Origin of the sequence: Paraperibacillus marinus (assembly GCF_046237605.1) — a bacterium.
Classification (GTDB): Bacteria; Bacillota; Bacilli; order Bacillales; family DSM-1321; genus Paraperibacillus; species Paraperibacillus marinus.
In genome coordinates this window covers 2,754,481-2,772,774 of the sequence record NZ_CP143542.1, presented here as the reverse complement: position 1 = coordinate 2,772,774, position 18,294 = coordinate 2,754,481, and the positions used below count along the sequence as shown (strand labels likewise).

Annotated in this window: 17 protein-coding genes; 15 read left to right on the top strand and 2 right to left on the bottom strand. The window is 46.5% G+C overall.

Going from position 1 to position 18,294, the window contains the following annotated elements; genetic code table 11:
- Window positions 1-16: 16 nt before the first annotated feature.
- The 14 genes from V1498_RS13965 to V1498_RS13900 all read left to right on the top strand — a co-directional run bounded on the left by V1498_RS13965 (window position 17) and on the right by V1498_RS13900 (window position 15,655).
- The gene (locus V1498_RS13965; protein WP_409294314.1) at window positions 17-1,258 is read left to right on the top strand and encodes a competence/damage-inducible protein A; all 1,242 of its coding nucleotides are present in this window, start codon (window positions 17-19) and stop codon (window positions 1,256-1,258) included.
- 314 nt (window positions 1,259-1,572) lie between these two features.
- Window positions 1,573-2,616: a recombinase RecA gene (recA, locus tag V1498_RS13960; RefSeq protein ID WP_409294313.1), complete on the top strand. Its 1,044-nt coding sequence runs from the start codon at window positions 1,573-1,575 to the stop codon at window positions 2,614-2,616.
- 305 nt (window positions 2,617-2,921) lie between these two features.
- A complete protein-coding gene (gene rny / locus V1498_RS13955; RefSeq protein WP_409292388.1) occupies window positions 2,922-4,481 on the top strand; it encodes a ribonuclease Y in 1,560 nt (519 codons plus the stop codon).
- Between the two features lie 691 nt (window positions 4,482-5,172).
- Window positions 5,173-5,970 (top strand): TIGR00282 family metallophosphoesterase, encoded by a 798-nt coding sequence (locus V1498_RS13950; RefSeq protein ID WP_409294312.1) that lies wholly within the window; start codon window positions 5,173-5,175, stop codon window positions 5,968-5,970.
- Between the two features lie 217 nt (window positions 5,971-6,187).
- Complete coding sequence (gene spoVS, locus V1498_RS13945) at window positions 6,188-6,448, top strand: stage V sporulation protein SpoVS (RefSeq protein WP_003211281.1); 261 nt, start codon at window positions 6,188-6,190, stop codon at window positions 6,446-6,448.
- Window positions 6,449-6,726: 278 nt separating this feature from the next.
- Window positions 6,727-8,478: a 2-oxoacid:acceptor oxidoreductase subunit alpha gene (locus V1498_RS13940; RefSeq protein WP_409294311.1), complete on the top strand. Its 1,752-nt coding sequence runs from the start codon at window positions 6,727-6,729 to the stop codon at window positions 8,476-8,478.
- Window positions 8,465-9,331: a 2-oxoacid:ferredoxin oxidoreductase subunit beta gene (locus V1498_RS13935; RefSeq protein ID WP_409294310.1), complete on the top strand. Its 867-nt coding sequence runs from the start codon at window positions 8,465-8,467 to the stop codon at window positions 9,329-9,331. Before V1498_RS13940 ends, V1498_RS13935 begins: the two co-directional genes overlap by 14 nt.
- Window positions 9,332-9,790: 459 nt before the next feature.
- Window positions 9,791-10,831: an L-threonine 3-dehydrogenase gene (tdh, locus tag V1498_RS13930; RefSeq protein ID WP_409294309.1), complete on the top strand. Its 1,041-nt coding sequence runs from the start codon at window positions 9,791-9,793 to the stop codon at window positions 10,829-10,831.
- A 32-nt stretch (window positions 10,832-10,863) separates the two neighbouring features.
- Window positions 10,864-12,042 (top strand): glycine C-acetyltransferase, encoded by a 1,179-nt coding sequence (locus V1498_RS13925; RefSeq protein WP_409294308.1) that lies wholly within the window; start codon window positions 10,864-10,866, stop codon window positions 12,040-12,042.
- Between the two features lie 276 nt (window positions 12,043-12,318).
- Window positions 12,319-13,860 carry a tRNA (N6-isopentenyl adenosine(37)-C2)-methylthiotransferase MiaB gene (gene miaB / locus V1498_RS13920; RefSeq protein ID WP_409294307.1) on the top strand — a complete coding sequence of 514 codons (1,542 nt, stop codon included), beginning with the start codon at window positions 12,319-12,321 and terminating at the stop codon, window positions 13,858-13,860.
- The gene (locus V1498_RS13915; protein ID WP_409292405.1) at window positions 13,861-14,289 is read left to right on the top strand and encodes a RicAFT regulatory complex protein RicA family protein; all 429 of its coding nucleotides are present in this window, start codon (window positions 13,861-13,863) and stop codon (window positions 14,287-14,289) included.
- 209 nt (window positions 14,290-14,498) lie between these two features.
- Window positions 14,499-14,798, top strand: a complete 300-nt coding sequence (locus V1498_RS13910; protein WP_409294306.1) for a hypothetical protein — start codon at window positions 14,499-14,501, stop codon at window positions 14,796-14,798.
- A gap of 195 nt (window positions 14,799-14,993) precedes the next feature.
- A complete protein-coding gene (locus V1498_RS13905; RefSeq protein ID WP_409294305.1) occupies window positions 14,994-15,392 on the top strand; it encodes a hypothetical protein in 399 nt (132 codons plus the stop codon).
- A 122-nt stretch (window positions 15,393-15,514) separates the two neighbouring features.
- Window positions 15,515-15,655, top strand: coding sequence for a DUF3934 domain-containing protein (locus V1498_RS13900; protein ID WP_409293290.1), 141 nt, complete (start codon window positions 15,515-15,517; stop codon window positions 15,653-15,655).
- Window positions 15,656-16,097: 442 nt separating this feature from the next.
- On the opposite strand, the gene V1498_RS13895 is transcribed toward V1498_RS13900, so the two are convergent.
- Together V1498_RS13895 and V1498_RS13890 are read right to left on the bottom strand one after the other, a co-directional pair.
- Window positions 16,098-17,024, bottom strand: a complete 927-nt coding sequence (locus V1498_RS13895; protein WP_409294304.1) for a serine hydrolase domain-containing protein — start codon at window positions 17,022-17,024, stop codon at window positions 16,098-16,100.
- Window positions 17,025-17,124: 100 nt separating this feature from the next.
- Window positions 17,125-17,361 carry a hypothetical protein gene (locus V1498_RS13890; RefSeq protein ID WP_409294303.1) on the bottom strand — a complete coding sequence of 79 codons (237 nt, stop codon included), beginning with the start codon at window positions 17,359-17,361 and terminating at the stop codon, window positions 17,125-17,127.
- Between the two features lie 316 nt (window positions 17,362-17,677).
- On the opposite strand from V1498_RS13890, the gene cotE reads away from it, so the two are divergent.
- Window positions 17,678-18,229, top strand: coding sequence for an outer spore coat protein CotE (cotE, locus tag V1498_RS13885; RefSeq protein ID WP_409294302.1), 552 nt, complete (start codon window positions 17,678-17,680; stop codon window positions 18,227-18,229).
- The last annotated feature ends 65 nt before the right edge of the window (window positions 18,230-18,294 follow it).

Genomic DNA, 18,294 nt, shown 5'->3' with positions numbered 1-18,294 from the left:
AGAAGGAGCATAAAATATGAATGCAGAAATAATTGCAGTAGGCTCAGAGCTTTTACTGGGCCAGATCGCAAACACCAACGCAAAGTTCCTTTCCCAGCAGCTCGCTGAACTTGGGATCAATGTCTATTTCCATACAGTGGTCGGGGACAATGCCGGCCGCCTCAAGCAGGCTCTTGAAATTGCACATGGAAGATCCAATCTTATCATCCTCACCGGCGGATTGGGTCCTACAAAGGATGACATGACGAAGGAAACAGCCGCAGAGCATCTCGGGCTCCAGCTTGTGACGGATGAAGAAGCAATGGCATCCATTACAGAATACTTTAAAAAAGCCGGGCGTGAAATGACGCCTAACAATAAGAAGCAGGCCCTGGTCCTTGAAGGGGCGGCTGTTCTTCCGAATAACCATGGCATGGCGCCTGGCATGGCGGCAGAAAAAGACGGGAAGACCTACATGCTTCTGCCCGGACCGCCTAAGGAAATGGAGCCCATGTTCCTCGAGTCAGGCTTCAAGCTGCTGTTTAATAAACTGGATGTCCAGGAAAGGATCGAATCAAAGGTACTCCGCTTCTTCGGGATAGGGGAATCGCTATTAGAGACCAAGATAGAAGACCTTCTTGAAAAGCAGACCAATCCTACACTTGCCCCTCTGGCAGCTGACGGGGAAGTGACCCTCAGGATAACGGCCAAGCATGCCTCAAAGGAAAAGGTACAGGAACTGATAGCGGAGATGGAGGGTGAAATCCTCTCTCGTGTCGGCGAATTCCATTATGGCGACGGTGACACATCCTTGATGAAGGAAGTGGTCAAGGAGCTCAGCAGCAAGCGGTATACCATCTCCGCTGCTGAGAGCCTCACCGGAGGAATGTTCACAGAGCAGCTGACAGCTATTTCAGGTGCCGGTCTTATCCTGAAGGGCGGCGTTGTCACCTATGCAACGGAAGCCAAACAGAAGATCCTGAATATTAAAAATGAGACAGTCGAAAAGTATGGTGTGGTCAGCGCCGAATGTGCCATTGAAATGGCTGAGAATGTGCGGTCGCTTCTTGATTCGGACGTCGGTATCAGCTTTACAGGGGTGGCCGGACCCATGGAGATGGAAGGCCATCCTGTAGGAACCGTGTTCATCGGAATCGCGGTCAAAGGGCAAAAAACAGCAGTCGAAAAGCTCAGCCTCAGCGGCAGCCGGGCACAAAACCGGATCCGCTCCGTCAAATACGGCTGCCATTATCTGCTTAAAGAACTCGGAATGAAATAAGTGCGATGGATGCTTCACCTGTGTCTGCCAATGGGGCAGGCACTTTTTTTATCATGTTTGTCCCTCTCAAAATTTCATTTTCAAAGAAAATCCGGGACAGAAACAGCATTTTTACTAAGCAGAAAGAAGCGGAATGAGCAATAATTACGGCATAAAAAAAGCGAATAAATGTTCGATTTTTTGCTTGTCAAAAGCATTGAAAAGGTATATAGTTAAGTTAAGGTTTTGAGATGAGAAATGCTTTTTAAAACACTGATAATACCAACTGTCAGCTATATTTAAGCTGATGTGTATATATAAAGGAGGAACTTTTTGTGAGCGATCGTCAAGCAGCGTTGGAAATGGCGTTAAAGCAAATAGAAAAGCAATTTGGCAAAGGTTCAATCATGAAGCTTGGAGAACAGACAGACCGTGTTATCTCCACTATCTCAAGCGGCTCCCTAGCCCTTGATGTGGCACTCGGGGTAGGCGGCTATCCAAGAGGAAGGGTCATTGAAATCTACGGACCTGAGAGCTCAGGTAAAACAACTGTTGCCCTGCATGCCATTGCAGAAGTTCAGGCAGGAGGCGGACAAGCTGCATTCATCGATGCCGAGCATGCCCTTGATCCTGTCTATGCCCAAAAGCTTGGGGTAAATATTGATGAATTATTGCTTTCCCAGCCGGATACAGGGGAACAAGCGTTGGAAATTGCTGAAGCATTAGTACGAAGCGGTGCGGTAGACATCGTCGTCATTGACTCGGTAGCTGCCCTTGTGCCGAAAGCCGAGATTGAAGGGGAGATGGGTGATTCCCACGTCGGCCTGCAGGCCCGTTTGATGTCCCAGGCGCTCCGTAAGCTTTCTGGTGCCATCAACAAGTCAAAGACCATTGCGATCTTCATTAACCAGATTCGTGAGAAAGTCGGCGTCATGTTCGGTAACCCTGAAACTACTCCCGGCGGCCGTGCGCTGAAATTCTACTCTTCTGTCCGCCTGGAAGTCCGCCGTGCAGAAGCATTGAAGCAGGGTAATGACATAATGGGTAACAGAACCAAGATTAAAGTTGTCAAGAACAAGGTAGCTCCTCCATTCCGCCTGGCGGAAGTGGATATCATGTACGGTGAAGGGATTTCCCGTGAAGGCGAAATCATCGATATGGGTGCAGACCTTGATATCGTACAAAAAAGCGGTTCCTGGTATTCCTATAATGAAGAAAGGCTTGGCCAGGGCCGTGAAAATTCCAAGCTCTTCCTGAAAGAGAATACTGAAATCCGTGATGAAGTAAAACGAAAAATCCGTGACCATTATGGTTTAGACGGTGATCATGCAGCACCTGAAGAAGAGGATGACCAGGAAGAACTTAACCTGATAGATTGATTCCCGGAGGACTTGGAAGCTTCGCTTCCAGGTCCTTTTTCACATGAGTGAAAACGGGCGGGAGCAGCAAGTTTGGGCGCAAAGAAAAAATAATTGCTGAAAGCGGCCCGGATAGCTGTCAGGCAAGGGACTTACCCTTGACAATAAAAATCCCCGGGCTTACAATTAATATGTATATTTTACATTTTTTTAAAAAATGAAATGAATGAAAAAGCCTTTGTGCTGTATGTTGAAGTGATGTAACAATGTACATGCCGACATTCAAAATTAACCAAAAAAAGTTCATAGCAAGAGGAGGTGTTACGATGGAACCCATTACAATCATCTCCATTTTGCTTGGCCTATTCGTCGGTGCAGTTGTTGGCTATTTTGTCCGCAAATCCGTTACGGAGAACAAAATAGCCGGGGCAAAAGTTTCTGCAGAACAGATTATCGAAGATGCAAGACGTGAAGCTGATTCTAAAAAGAAAGAAGCCCTGTTGGAAGCTAAGGATGAGATTCATAAGCTTCGTTCAGATGCGGAAAAAGATGTCCGTGAACGGAGAACTGAATTACAAAAACAAGAAAACCGTTTATTACAGAGAGAAGAGAATCTTGACCGCAAGGATGAGACGCTTAACAAGCGCGATCTTCTTCTAGAAAAGAAAGACGATTCTCTAAACCAAAGACAACAGCATATTGAAGAGATGGAAAGCAAAGTGGACGAGATGGTTCGTACTCAGCAAACCGAATTGGAACGTATCTCCGGACTTACCCGCGAGGAAGCGAGAGGCATTATTCTTGATAAGGTAGAAAAAGAATTGGCCCACGATACAGCACTTATCATAAAAGAAAGTGAAAACCGCGCGAAGGAAGAGGCCGATAAGAAAGCAAGGGAAGTACTTTCTCTTGCGATCCAAAGATGCGCAGCAGACCACGTGGCGGAAACAACCGTCTCCGTCGTCAACCTTCCTAATGATGAAATGAAGGGACGTATCATTGGCCGTGAAGGACGTAACATTCGTACCCTTGAGACGCTGACAGGAATCGATTTGATTATCGATGATACTCCTGAAGCTGTCATCCTATCAGGGTTTGATCCAATCAGGCGTGAAACAGCGAGAATTGCTTTAGACAACCTTGTCCAGGACGGAAGGATCCATCCGGCACGTATTGAAGAGATGGTGGATAAAGCCAGGCGTGAAGTGGATGAACATATCCGTGAAATCGGTGAACAGACCACATTTGAAGTGGGAGTTCACGGGCTTCATCCAGATCTTATCAAAATTATGGGCCGCTTGAAATTCCGTACAAGTTACGGGCAGAATGTACTTAAGCATTCCATGGAAGTTGCCTTCCTGTCAGGGCTTCTTGCAGCGGAGCTTGGGGAGGATGAATCCCTGGCACGCCGTGCAGGACTGCTGCATGACATCGGGAAAGCCATCGACCATGAAGTGGAAGGAAGCCACGTAGAAATTGGCGTGGAGCTTGCCACTAAATATAAGGAGCATCCTGTTGTTATCAACAGTATTGCTTCCCACCATGGCGATGCTGAGCCAACTTCAATCATAGCTGTCCTGGTTGCAGCAGCAGATGCATTATCCGCTGCAAGGCCGGGAGCGCGAAGTGAAACACTGGAGAATTATATCCGCAGGCTTGAAAAGCTGGAAGAAATCTCAGAATCCTATGAAGGTGTAGAGAAATCGTTCGCCATACAGGCTGGCCGCGAAGTGCGCATCATGGTTCGTCCAGAAGCGATTGATGACCTTGAAGCACATCGCCTGGCAAGGGATATCCGAAAACGTATCGAAGAAGAGCTCGATTATCCTGGCCACATCAAAGTGACTGTGATCAGGGAAACCAGAGCCGTTGAGTATGCAAAATAAAGAGTGGCATTCGCCGCTCTTTTATTTTGGCTCTTTTCTAAAAAGATGTTGTATTCGAGTAAGTTCTGTGAGGATATCTAATTATCAACCAAGATTTGAGCGGAAGGCGCAAGACTCTTGATCCAGCTTCAAGCTGATACCCTCGAGTCATAAGCCAAGCCGGCTATGGGAAGAGAGAGATCTCCTCATAGCCGACTCGTCTTATGCTTGGCTTTCGCATAAGTGCGACTAAGCTTCTGTCGCAGCAATCGCTCGTCAATCAGCAAGTCTGCTTTATCGGGTCTCTGCCTGCCATATTAGCAACAGTTTTAAACCTGGTACTTGATCATTGAGCTATAAATAAGTTTTATTTGGCAGGCACCGCTTTCCGCTTTTCCATGCGGGATATGCGGGACAGGTGAGACCCTGCAGGCTAAGACGGGGAGGCTCAGCGCCCGCCCCGCTCAGGCTTTAGTGCCTGCAGTGGAAATCCACTTTCTTGTTCAACAGCCATAATTCATGGGAAAACAGCCTTTCTAAGTTGTATTTTTAAGGATTATGGTGAGGCAGTTGTTAAATACACAAGGGGATTGAAGCGTAAGGTGCTGGCCATCTGATCAAGTCTGCAAAAATCAGCTGCACTGAATATATAACCCATATCTACCAAGACTAGTAAATACTAATAACCGTGTCCATTCAGAAAGGAATTATTATGAGAATACTCTTTGTGGGTGATGTAGTAGGTTCACCAGGAAGAAATATGGTGGATGAGTATGTGCCCCGACTTAAGGAAAAGTATAAACCGCAGGCCACCATCATCAATGGGGAAAATGCAGCTGGAGGAAGAGGGATAACAGAGAAAATATACCGTCAGTTCCTTGAGTCCGGCGCCCAGGCTGTTACACTTGGGAATCATGCGTGGGATAACAGGGATATCATGGAATTCATCGATGATGCTAAATACCTTGTACGCCCTGGCAACTTTCCTCCGGGAACACCGGGTGAAGGCTTGAAATTCGTCCGGATCAACCAGCTGGAAATTGCGGTTATCAGCCTGCAGGGCCGCACCTTCATGCCGGCACTCGATTGTCCTTTTCAGACAGCCGATGAGCTGGTTGAGCTTGCGCGGGAACGGACACCAATCATCTTTGTCGATTTCCATGCAGAGGCTTCCAGTGAAAAACAGGCGATGGGCTGGTATCTGGATGGCCGTGTCTCGGCTGTAGTGGGTACTCATACACATGTCCAGACGTCTGATGAACGGATTCTTCCCGGAGGGACGGGATACCTGACTGATGCAGGCATGACAGGTCCATATGACGGCATCCTTGGAATGGAACGGGAAGCAGTCATCCGGAGATTTTTAACGAGCCTTCCCGTTCGGTTTGAAGTTCCTACAGAGGGCCGGACCATCCTTAGTGCTGTGGTCATTGACATCGACAATGCTACAGGCCATACAAAAAAGATGCAAAGAATTTTAATTAATGATGATCACCCGTTCTTTTCATGATGACGAGTGCCATGGGCTTTTGCTCCATGGCATTTTTTCTTGTTGGGACACAAGCCGCCATATTATCCATTGGACGAGGAATAGAGCGCTTTACCCATGAATATAGTTTAAGGAGCAGGATTAGCTTTCGTTCCGGAATGAAGTCTGGACGATTAATAAACACCTACCTGAACAAAAGAAAAGTGGGTATGGGGATAATACAAGGAGGAGCTAGGGAATGGAAATATTAAAGGTTTCAGCAAAATCTAATCCCAATTCTGTAGCAGGCGCACTTGCGGGTGTCTTGAGGGAAAGAGGGGCCGCAGAAATTCAGGCAATCGGAGCGGGTGCGCTGAATCAAGCGGTTAAGGCAGTAGCCATAGCACGAGGATTTGTAGCACCTAGTGGAGTAGACTTGATTTGTATTCCTGCCTTTACAGATATCCTGATCGATGGGGAAGAGCGCACTGCCATAAAGCTGATTGTGGAACCCCGTTAGCAAATGCCTGCTTGCAGATCGTGCAAGCAGGCATTTGTGATTGAGGTGTAGAATATATCTATAAACCATATTTTACAGATTATTTAGAAATATCAAAATATGTTAAAGCCCTAACTTGCTTTTTATAAATTGAGGGGCTAGAATTGAATCGTTTAGTACCAATGAAAGCGCCCATACTATTTCATCATGTACTCTCATATGCTGGTGCAGCCGCCTGCCAAAGCGGTAAAGCTATAAAGAGCCACACCAATATTGACTGATTTGAAGGGGTGTAGAACATGATCGATCAACTTTCATGGAAAGTGGGAGGGCAGCAGGGTGAAGGCATCGAGAGTACTGGCGAAATATTCAGCATAGCATTAAACCGGCTCGGCTATTATCTGTATGGCTACCGGCATTTTTCTTCAAGAATCAAAGGAGGGCATACGAATAATAAAATCCGGGTGAGCACTTCTGAAACCAGGTCCATTTCCGATGATCTCGATATCCTCGTCGCTTTTGACCAGGAAACGATAGATGTGAATTACAAGGAGTTAAATCCTGGGGGAATCATCATTGCCGATGCAAGGTTTAAGCCGGTAAAGCCCGAGGATACCGAAGCCGCTCTGTATGCCATTCCTTTTACCGACATGGCAGCCGCCCTTGGGACTTCCCTGATGAAAAATATGGTGGCGGTCGGAGCTTCCTGTGCCATCCTTGGATTGGATGTCAATGTCTTCAGAGAGGTTGTCGAGGAAATATTCGGCCGTAAGGGAGAACAGATCGTACAAAAAAACCTGGAGGCCATTCACGAGGGCTTTGAATATATGACGGCCCAGCTTGGGGAAGCTCCCCGCACCCTCCTGCTGGCTAAAGGGGACGGGAAAAGGCGGCTGTTCATGATCGGAAACGATGCCATTGCCCTGGGAGCGCTGGCAGGCGGCTGCCGCTTCATGGCTGCCTACCCTATAACACCTGCCTCGGAAATCATGGAATACCTGATCAAAAAACTTCCTCAGCTTGGCGGGACAGTCATTCAGACAGAGGATGAAATTGCTGCGTGCACTATGGCTATCGGGGCGAATTATGCCGGAGTGAGAGCTTTGACCGCCTCTGCGGGGCCTGGCCTTTCATTGAAAATGGAAGCAATCGGGCTTTCCGGGATCACAGAGACTCCTCTCGTGATCGTGGATACTCAGCGGGGAGGCCCTTCGACAGGACTGCCAACCAAGCAGGAGCAGTCTGACCTGATGGCGATGATATATGGAACCCATGGCGAGATCCCGAAGATTGTCATGGCTCCAAGTACAGTGGAGGAAGCTTTCTATGATACAGCAGAAGCTTTCAACCTGGCTGAAGAATATCAGTGTCCGGTCATCATTCTCTCCGACCTTCAGCTTTCCCTTGGAAAACAAACCGTTCATCCGCTCGAGTATGACCAGGTGGAGATCCGCCGGGGAAAATTGCTGTCAGAGGCCGATATCGACCCGGACCGGACGGGAAACTTCAAGCGCTATGAATTGACCGCAGATGGAGTATCCCCCCGGGTGCTTCCAGGTACAAAGAATGGCATATTTCATGTAACGGGCGTTGAGCACGATGAGACAGGAAAGCCGTCCGAAGCAGCGGCAAACCGAAAACAGCAGATGGACAAACGGATGAGGAAAATCAGGAATATCCGCTTCCATAAACCGCTGCATACAACGCTCCGCCATTCAGATGCCGATTTATTGATAGTCGGTTTCAATTCTACCCGCGGGGTGATAGAAGAAGCGATGGAACGGCTGGAAGCGGATGGAATAAAGGTCAATCATGCCCATGTGCGCCTTCTTCATCCTTTCCCGGCAGAGTCTATGCTGCCGCTTGTGCAGAACGCGAAAAAAGTTGTGGTACTTGAAAACAATGCAACCGGCCAGCTGGCTGGCATCATGAAAATGAATATAGGCAGCGCCGATAAAATTAAAAGCATCCTGAAATATGACGGAAATCCATTCCTGCCCCATATTGTTCATTCCGAGTGTAAGGAGCTGTTTGAATATGGCAACATTTAAAGAGTTCAGAAATAATGTAAAGCCCAACTGGTGTCCGGGATGCGGTGACTTTTCCGTACAGGCAGCCATCCAGAGGGCTGCAGCCAATACCGGGCTCGAGCCGGAGGATCTTGCCATCGTCTCAGGAATCGGCTGCTCGGGAAGGATTTCAGGCTATATCCATTCCTACGGTTTTCACGGCATCCACGGCCGCTGCCTGCCTATCGCCCAGGGAGTTAAAATGGCCAACAGGAATTTGACGGTCATTGCTTCCGGAGGGGACGGGGACGGATTTGCAATCGGGATGGGACACACCATTCATGCAATCCGGCGCAATATAGACCTCACATATATTGTAATGGATAATCAGATATATGGGCTGACCAAGGGCCAGACTTCTCCCCGCTCAGAGGCAGGCTTCAAGACGAAGTCCACGCCGCAGGGATCAATCGAGCCCGCTCTGTCCCCGATGGAAATGGCGCTTACAGCCGGGGCGACATTCGTGGCCCAGAGCTTCTCCACTGACCTGAAAGAACTGACAGCCATCATTGAGGCCGGCATCAACCATAAAGGCTTTTCCCTCATCAATGTCTTCAGTCCATGTGTGACTTATAATAAGATCAATACATATGACTGGTTCAAGCGGAATTTGACAAAACTCTCAAGTATCGAAGACTATGACTCTTCCAACAGGGAGAATGCGATGCAGACGCTGATGAAGCATAACAGCCTTGTGACAGGGATCATCTATCAGGATACAGCGCGGAAGTCTTATCAGGAACTCCTGCCCGGCTATTTGGAAACACCGCTGACTCAAGCATCCCTGGAACTTGATCAGGAAAGCTTCGATAAGCTTGCTGCAGAATTTATATAATCGTTTTGGACCGGCTCCCGCCGGTCTTTTCATTTGGGGGACTAGCCTGAATACATAAAACAAACATGAGATTCCTACTCGCGGAGCCAAGCGTGGAAAGGAACCTAGACAAGAGCAGGAACAAATACAATAAGGCGGTGGAGTGGAGTAAGGCAGATCAGGAATGCCAGCAAGATAAATGTTGTTCATACTTAACTGCAGCTCCGCCCCTTTTCCACAGAAAAAACCATGATCGGAAGAAATGCAGCCGGTTACAGGGATTATATGGCTATGAAAAGGAAGAGTTACCGAGCATCGTGATCACAGCTCGAAAAAATATAGGAAAAAGATCATTTTTTCTCTTCGGTGCTCAATTGTCCATCCTGGGTGAACAGTGTTATTTACACTAAAACATAATAAGTGTTACACTACCAATGTATCAACTTATTAATCTGTCGCGTTCTAAGGAGAGTGTGCACTGTGAACGGAAAAATGAAAGCGGTTGTAAAACATCACCGAGGCTTTGGAGCTAAGCTTGAGATGGTGGATATCCCGTCGATAAAAGAAGATGAAGTACTGATTAAGGTAAAGGCAACATCCATCTGCGGGACAGATGTACATATATACACTTGGGACGAGTGGTCACAGAGCAGGGTGAACCCGCCCTATGTATTTGGCCATGAATTTTCCGGTGAAGTAGTCGAGATCGGCTCGAAGGTCAACTCAGTGGAAGTAGGGGATTTTGTCTCTGCTGAAACGCATATCGTGTGCGGCCGTTGTCCACAGTGTCTCACAGGCCAATATCATATCTGTAAGAACACCCAGATCATCGGGGTGGATACCCAGGGCTGTTTCGCCGAGTATGTAGCCCTTCCGGCCGGGAACCTATGGAAAAATCCTAAGGATATGCCGTTTGATGTCGCGTCCGTCCAGGAACCGATGGGCAATGCCGTGCATACGGTGCTGGCCGGGGAAACTGCAGGGAAAACAGTCGCCATCATCGGCTGCGGGCCTATTGGAATCATGGCGGCTGGTGTAGCGAAGGCTGCCGGCGCTTCACAGGTCATCGCACTGGATTTAAATGACTACCGACTGGAACTTGCGAAAAAAATGGGCGCTACCACGATCATCAATTCGGGGAAGGAAAACCCGCTGGAGGTCATCGACCGCCTCACCGGCGGTAATGGAGTGGATGTTGTCTGTGAGATGAGCGGCCATCCGATAGCGATGGATCAAGGGTTTAAGATGGTGACAAATGGAGGCAGGGTCTCCATATTGAGTCTCCCTGTCCGTCCGGTGGAACTTGATGTTACCAATGACATCGTCTTTAAAGGCATTACCGTCCAGGGAATTACCGGGAGACTTATGTTCAAGACCTGGCAGCAGGTATCCTCGCTCCTTGCTTCAGGACAGGTGGATGTCAAGCCGATGATCACGCACCACTTCCCGCTCGAGGATTTTGAGAAAGGCTTTGAATTGATGATAAAGGGCGAATGCGGGAAAGTTGTCCTGCAGCCTTAATAAATTTCGTATAAAAATTAGGAGGGTTCATGATGAAAGGATTTGAATATCTGCAAGTGGAATTAGACGCTATGAAGGAAGCAGGGACGTTCAGGAAGCTTGTCCCGCTTCAGTCTGAACAAGGATCGAAGGTCGTCATTGATGGAAGGGAAGTTATTCAGCTTTCTTCAAACAACTATCTGGGCCTGACCTCCCATCCCCGGTTAAGGAAAGCGGCACTCGAGGCTGTGGAAAACTACGGGGCAGGCACAGGTTCTGTGCGTACAATAGCGGGCACCTTCAGCATGCATAATGAGCTTGAAAAAAAGCTGGCAGAATTTAAGCATACAGAAGCAGCGCTTGTATTCCAATCAGGTTTCACCACAAACCAGGGTGTACTGTCAGCCATTCTGTCCCCGGAGGATGTGGTTATTTCCGATGAATTGAACCACGCCTCGATCATTGATGGAATCCGCCTGACCAAGTCAGGACGCAAGGTCTATAAGCATGTGGACATGGCTGACCTTGAGCGGGCGTTGATAGAGTCAGAGAATTACCGCAAGCGTTTGATTGTGACAGATGGCGTGTTCTCGATGGACGGCAATATAGCGCCGCTTCCGGAAATCGTCGAGCTTGCCGAGAAATATGATGCTCTGATCATGGTCGATGATGCCCACGCCTCGGGAGTCCTTGGCAAAAATGGCCGTGGAACCGTGAATCATTTTGGTTTGGACGGGCGCGTACACATTCAGGTCGGCACACTCAGCAAGGCAATCGGAGTTCTAGGAGGATATGTGGCCAGTACCAGAACATTAATCGATTACCTGATTCATAAAGGAAGGCCATTCCTGTTCAGTACATCCCATCCGCCTGCAGTGACCATGGCTGCAATCGAGGCGATCGATGTACTGCTTGAAGAGCCCGAATTGATTGATAAGCTCTGGGACAACACCAAGTTCTTTAAAAAGGGTCTGGAGGAACTTGGGTTCCAAACAGGAAACAGTAAAACCCCAATTACGCCTGTGGTTGTCGGCGACGAAGCACTTTCCCATCAATTCTCTGATAAACTCCTGGAATATGGTGTATTTGCGCAGGGAATAGCCTTTCCGACCGTAGCAAAAGGAATGGCGCGTGTAAGGACCATTGTTACAGCACAGCATTCAAAAGAAGAGTTGCAGGAAGCACTGAATGTCTTTGAGAAGGCTGGTAAAGAATTAGAGATCATTAAATAAATGACGGGCCCGCCAAAAATGGCGGGCTTTCTATAATTGTTATGACAACCGGGAGGAGCTGTCTTTTTATTAATCTTGCAATTTGATAAAATGAAAGGGTGCATGGAGAAACGAGGGCTTTTCAACAAACAGATCATGGAAGCCGCTATTGTTTAAGTCCCCAAAAAGCCTTATACTAAGATAATGTGCACGATTGCTCATATAAACACTATAAATTCTGACGATGAACTCTAATAATGAAACCATTCCTTTAGATAGATGAAAGGGGTAGAGAATATGAATGAAGAACAGCGCCTGGGATCTGCTCGGGTAAGCGCTGTAAATCCTGCTGAAAAAAAGCCTGAAAAGGATTACAGCCAGTATTTCCAGTCTGTATTTACAGCGCCATCCCTGAAGGATGCCAAAAAAAGGGGCAAGGAAGACGTTAAATATCACAATGACTTTGCCATTTCTGAAGAATTCAAGGGCATGGGAGAAGGCCGTAAATTCTATATCAGGACTTATGGCTGCCAGATGAATGAGCATGATACAGAAGTGATGGCAGGCATCCTGATGGCGCTTGGCTACGAGCCGACAAACGGCGTTGAAGACGCGAATGTCATCTTGCTCAATACTTGTGCCATCCGTGAAAACGCAGAAAACAAAGTATTCGGGGAACTGGGCCACCTGAAGTCGCTTAAGCTTGAGAAACCTGATCTGCTCCTTGGAGTATGCGGCTGCATGTCACAGGAGGAATCCGTGGTAAACCGCATCCTGGCGAAGCATTCCTTTGTGGACATGATTTTTGGCACTCATAATATCCACCGCCTGCCAAGCATTTTGAATGAAGCCTATCTTTCAAAAGAAATGGTCATTGAAGTATGGTCGAAGGAAGGGGATGTCATTGAGAACCTTCCAAAGGTGCGGAAAGGCAATATCAAGGCATGGGTGAATATCATGTATGGCTGTGATAAATTCTGTACATACTGCATCGTCCCTTACACCCGCGGCAAGGAGCGGAGCCGGCGTCCTGACGAGATCATCCAGGAGGTGCGCCATCTTGCCGCCCAGGGATATAAGGAAATCACGCTTCTCGGCCAGAATGTAAATGCCTATGGGAAAGACTTTACAGATATCAGCTATGGCCTTGGCGACCTGATGGATGAAATCCATAAGATAGATATCCCGAGAATCCGCTTTACAACAAGCCATCCACGGGATTTTGACGATCATTTGATTGAAGTGCTGGCTAAGGGCGGCAATCTGGTGGAGCATATCCATCTGCCTGTCCAGTCAGGCAGCACCGATGTTCTAAAGATCATGGCGCGAAAGTATACAAGGGAGCAATATTTGGAGCTGGTGCGAAAAATCAAAGCGGCCATTCCGAACGCCACCCTGACAACAGACATCATCGTCGGATATCCGAATGAAACGGAAGAACAGTTTGAGGAGACGATGTCCCTGTACCGCGAAGTAGGCTTTGATGCTGCTTATACGTTCATCTATTCCCCGCGGGAAGGAACGCCGGCAGCCAAGATGAAGGACAATGTGCCGATGGAAGTGAAAAAGGCAAGGCTGCAAAAGCTGAATGCCCTTGTCAATGAGTACTCCGCCCAAAGCATGAAAAACTATCATGGCGAAGTGGTGGAAGTCCTGGTTGAAGGGGAAAGCAAAAAAAATCCGGATGTACTGGCAGGCTATACCAGAAAGAATAAACTGGTGAACTTCAAGGGTCCTAAGTCAGCGGTCGGACAGCTGGTCAAGGTTAAGATTACAAACGCAAACACCTGGTCATTAAATGGCGAAATGGTGGTTGAAGAAACGGCAGAGGTGATTTGAATGGGAAAATATACAAAAGAAGATATCCTGGGCAAAGCAGATGAGCTTGCCAGAATGATCTCAGAAACAGAAGAAGTGGATTTCTTTAAGCGTGCAGAAGCACAGATTAATGAAAACCAAAAAGTACGAGAATTGATTGCAAGCCTGAAGAGTCTCCAAAAGCAGGCGGTCAACTTCCAGCACTACGGCAAAACCGAAGCACTGAAGATGACAGAAGCCAAAATCGAGGCAATCGAGCAAGAAATCGACGCAATCCCAATCGTCCAGGAATTCAAGCAATCGCAGGTTGATGTTAATGATTTACTGCAGATGGTCGCTTCATCTGTATCAAACACAGTAACAGACCTGCTCATCGAATCCACAGGCGGCGACGTACTGCGCGGCGAAACTGGATCCAAGGTTAACAGCGGCTCAGGCGGCTGCCACTAATAGCAAAGAGGCTGACTCAAAAGGTTGAAGCATTCGACCTGAGAGCAGCCTTTTTTAAGCTTTGTTGTATCTGTTCGTGTTCAATAATTGGATTGAATGGATAATGGCGTAGAATAAATGTTAATATTTAATACACTCAACCTATATATCTCCTTAATATTTTTGATATAATGCTAGCAATATGAAAAATATAGGAAGGAAAGTGAACAATGAAATCCATTGTATCTAAAAAAGATATCGACATATTCTTGAATCAGTTTAAAGAGATTACAGACTTTGATGAAGAAGGAAGAAAACATTATTTGGTTTTCCAGGATATCCAACGGAATGGCGATTGGACACTGATGCATTATGAAGCTGAAGGCAAATGGACCCTGCACGGGAAAGGTCCCGGCTATTGTGACCCGGAAGAGACAGAGCTTTCAAAAGAAGAATTGACGGGCTTCGTATATAAAAACAGGAAGTATATCAACCGGGAGATAAAAGCAAAAAAACAGGTATTGGTGTAAATGACGCGGGGGACTCCGAAGGGGTTCCTTCATTTATTTTGCGATGCATTCTAGTCTTGAAACTATTTAAGGGTAAGGTTTTGTTTATGAAAAAATTGGAAAAAGATAATCGGCGGCAAATTTCATAGTTGGGAGGATCTGAGCCTGAAACTCATACTTTTCATACCAATCCTTATTAGTTTCTGGAATGTGCAGGTGACTGCCGAGAGTCAGCATATATTCCAGCGCCAGGCGGCCGATTACCGGTATAAGATCTATATTCAAAATCCGTCCTCAAAATGGGAAGTTGGGTATGGCAGTGATACCCATATTATCAACGAAAATGAAAAAAACAAACGTCATCTTGAAATGTACAAGCAGAATGTAGACGAAATGCACTTCCAAAGAATTGAGCTCATTCTGGATATCTCACTCTTCGCTCTCTTGCTTACTTTTTCCTATTATTTATGGAAAAGAAAAAGGCTCACAACTCCACTGCTGGCCTTAATCATTTTTGTATACAGTGCTTTTACGTGTGTAAAAATAATTCAAGGGGCTCTGGAATTCCGCTCTGCCTATGGGGAGGCAAAGACGCAATACCAGATTTTGAAATGAATGACGATCCTTGTAAGGGATGGTTGGTACTTCCATACTAGGCCGGCCGGTATCCCTGTATAATGAACAGGCATAGCCCTAAGGCAGTACTTGGCTGGATATGCATAAAATGGGGTGATCACATCAGCAAGGCTAAAGGTAAAGGCGGGACAGGCAGAGGGACAGATAAAAAGGGCTGGAAGCGCTGGCAGGCAAGTGCCAACAAAGCGAGAAGCGCCAAGCCTTATAAAAGCAAGGGAACCAAACAATCAAATCAGGACTGAGGAGCCGGCATCCAGGATGCCGGTTTTTGTTTTCCTATTTTTGCGGTTTTAAGCGGCGGCAGCTGATCTTGACATCCGGCTATAAAGGAATTTATCAGTCTAACGTTGTACATGGAATACAGTCTTACACATGATTTTTTAATTGTGAATCTGCCTTAAACTAATGCTGACAGAAAAAATCGAAAGGAGAGACAAACATGACAAATCTTTATATAGATTCGAGATCCGCTTGATCCTGTTCGCAAATATTGCATCTTCAATAGGATTTTGTTTCTCATGGCCTGATTATCCTTTGCTTTAGAGTGATAAATGCATTACTGCTTCTTGCTTCCATATTCATTCTGATCTGCTGGAAAAAGGGGTTCAATTTTATTAAAAAGGTACTTGGACAAGCTGATGCCGCTGTCATTGTAAAGGTGCCCCGCCTCTTAAACTTGACTTGTCACTTCAGTAATAAAAGATCTTTAATGATCGTCATGGGCTTCATGCTGTCTGTGTAAATATCACTTGCAATGGTGATGACCATACTTGCCCCTGGTATGACAATCATGAACTGCCCTCCATATCCCAGAGCAAAATAATAGGTGTTAGGGGGAGAAAAGTTTTTAGTTTTATCCAGTTTATCTACCCACCAATGCATTCCATAATGACCGATATATTCATAAGTCAAAAGGTTTGGGGCTGTAGATTCTCTGATCCATTGCAATGGGACAACCTCAGTGCCGTTAAATTTTCCCTCATCAAGCATCAAGAGGCCGATCTTATGCATATCGGAAATTTTCAGGACCAGTCCGTCAGCACCTTTGTTTATTCCTTTATTATCTGTATACCACCTGTACTCGTGGATTCCAAGCGGGTGGAAGAGGTGTTTGGCTGCAAATTCCTCTGTCTTCATGGCTGCGGCTTGACTCAAGATAGCTGATAGAATATGGGAACAGCCGGAGTTGTAATTCATATGTGTGCCGCTTTCGTGGATCAGCGGCCGTGTTAGTGTAAACTTCACAATATCATGATGATAGACCATAGGTGAGAAGCAATTCCATTCGCCGAATTCAGGGAAATCCAGGCCTTCTGTCATCGTGATCAAATCACGGAGAGTCAGTTCCAGCTTCCTTTTGTCCTCCAGATCGAAAAAGAGTTTCGGAAAGTAGCTGCCGACAGGCTCATCCAGTGATTGGAGGACTCCCTTTTCTAAAGCGATGCCTATAAGCAGGGACAAAATGCTTTTTGTACAGGAGTTTAATTTATGAAGCTTATTTTTTTGCTTATTGTTCTTATAATAATGGAAAATCATTTCGTTGTTTTGAGAAATCAAGACAGCATTTATTTTCTCCTTCTTCAGTTCATGTACAAGTTTTTCAAGATTCATCTATTCCTCCGCAGCATGTTCTTTTCCAAAATTATAACGGATTCTTGTGGCTGAGCAGCAAAAAAGGTGCAGAATTCTGCACCTTTTTAAACTTCAGACACTAGCAGCGTTTCTTTTTCTTCCTGCGGCATTTGCATCTGCATTTAGAAGAGTAGCTTTTCTCCTGGCGGCAGCCTGAACTGGAACTCTCTTTTTCGGTCTCTTCACACCTTTCCTCTGCTCCGGGAACATCGCAGGCGGCAGCCGGCACAGCCGTATGATCCTCGCTTCTTTCCTGCGGGCGGCAGAAAGGGCCTTCGACAGTTGAGAATCTTCTGTATATGTTAAAGAACCCCATAAATTTCCCCCCTTTATAAACTTGTCCATATAAAATATGCAGGGCATCCAACAAAGGTTTGGACAAGTATACGAAAAGGCTCACATAATCCAGTGATTGGGTTAGGCAGGCATAACTTCCCCCAGGAAGCGGGCATGCAGCAAGGATGTCAAAGCCAAAACCTTCCTGCTGACAGTGTCACCATAGATAGGCTCTGGGCATAAAATGCCTATATATAAAAAATCAGATTGCTCCAAGGACTTGAAAGAAGGGCAAGCACATTAGACTTTTATCCCGCATAGGATGAATTGAAACTGAATGAGGAGGGTTCGCTCACATGTCACAATATAGACAGATAATAACAAAAGCGGTGGTGGCGAAAGGGCGCAAATATACAAAGTCTAAACATACTATCATTCCGGCCCATCCACCAACGAGCATATTGGGCTGCTGGATCATTAACCATAGATACGATGCGAAAAAAGTCGGGGATAAAGTCGAAGTCACAGGCTATTTCGATATCAATACCTGGTATTCGTACCATAAAAATACGAAGACAGAGGTTGTAACGGAAAAGGTTAAATATGTCGATGAAATCAAGCTGAAATATCGGGATGCCGAATGCTTTGATGACAATGAGGTTGTAGCGCGCGTGATGCAGCAGCCAAGCTGCCTGGAAGCAAGCATTTCCGAATGCGGCACCAAGATCATCGTTGATGTAGAAAGAGAGATTTTCATCGAAGTCATTGGGGAAACCAAAATTACGGTAGCTGTCCATCCGGATGGATTCAGTGATGATGATGACTGGGATCTTGAAGTGGATGATGAAGAGCTTGAGAGCATCCATACCGACTTTATCGAAGAAAAAGAGAGGGAGTCATCAAACTAGGAAGAAATTCTTCCTAGTTTTCTTTTGGAAATAAATGAATGGAAAGCTGGTCTTTCACTCAGGTG

What these genes read in the sequence shown, in the direction of transcription:
- V1498_RS13965 (WP_409294314.1), top strand. Translation starts at nt 17, where the DNA reads ATGAATGCAGAAATAATTGCAGTAGGCTCAGAGCTTTTACTGGGCCAG.
- V1498_RS13950 (WP_409294312.1), top strand. Translation starts at nt 5,173, where the DNA reads ATGAGAATACTCTTTGTGGGTGATGTAGTAGGTTCACCAGGAAGAAAT.
- V1498_RS13895 (WP_409294304.1), bottom strand. Translation starts at nt 17,024, where the DNA reads ATGAATCTTGAAAAACTTGTACATGAACTGAAGAAGGAGAAAATAAAT.
- V1498_RS13890 (WP_409294303.1), bottom strand. Translation starts at nt 17,361, where the DNA reads ATGGGGTTCTTTAACATATACAGAAGATTCTCAACTGTCGAAGGCCCT.
- V1498_RS13915 (WP_409292405.1), top strand. Translation starts at nt 13,861, where the DNA reads ATGGGAAAATATACAAAAGAAGATATCCTGGGCAAAGCAGATGAGCTT.
- V1498_RS13910 (WP_409294306.1), top strand. Translation starts at nt 14,499, where the DNA reads ATGAAATCCATTGTATCTAAAAAAGATATCGACATATTCTTGAATCAG.
- V1498_RS13935 (WP_409294310.1), top strand. Translation starts at nt 8,465, where the DNA reads ATGGCAACATTTAAAGAGTTCAGAAATAATGTAAAGCCCAACTGGTGT.
- miaB (WP_409294307.1), top strand. Translation starts at nt 12,319, where the DNA reads ATGAATGAAGAACAGCGCCTGGGATCTGCTCGGGTAAGCGCTGTAAAT.
- V1498_RS13940 (WP_409294311.1), top strand. Translation starts at nt 6,727, where the DNA reads ATGATCGATCAACTTTCATGGAAAGTGGGAGGGCAGCAGGGTGAAGGC.
- spoVS (WP_003211281.1), top strand. Translation starts at nt 6,188, where the DNA reads ATGGAAATATTAAAGGTTTCAGCAAAATCTAATCCCAATTCTGTAGCA.
- rny (WP_409292388.1), top strand. Translation starts at nt 2,922, where the DNA reads ATGGAACCCATTACAATCATCTCCATTTTGCTTGGCCTATTCGTCGGT.
- V1498_RS13925 (WP_409294308.1), top strand. Translation starts at nt 10,864, where the DNA reads ATGAAAGGATTTGAATATCTGCAAGTGGAATTAGACGCTATGAAGGAA.
- cotE (WP_409294302.1), top strand. Translation starts at nt 17,678, where the DNA reads ATGTCACAATATAGACAGATAATAACAAAAGCGGTGGTGGCGAAAGGG.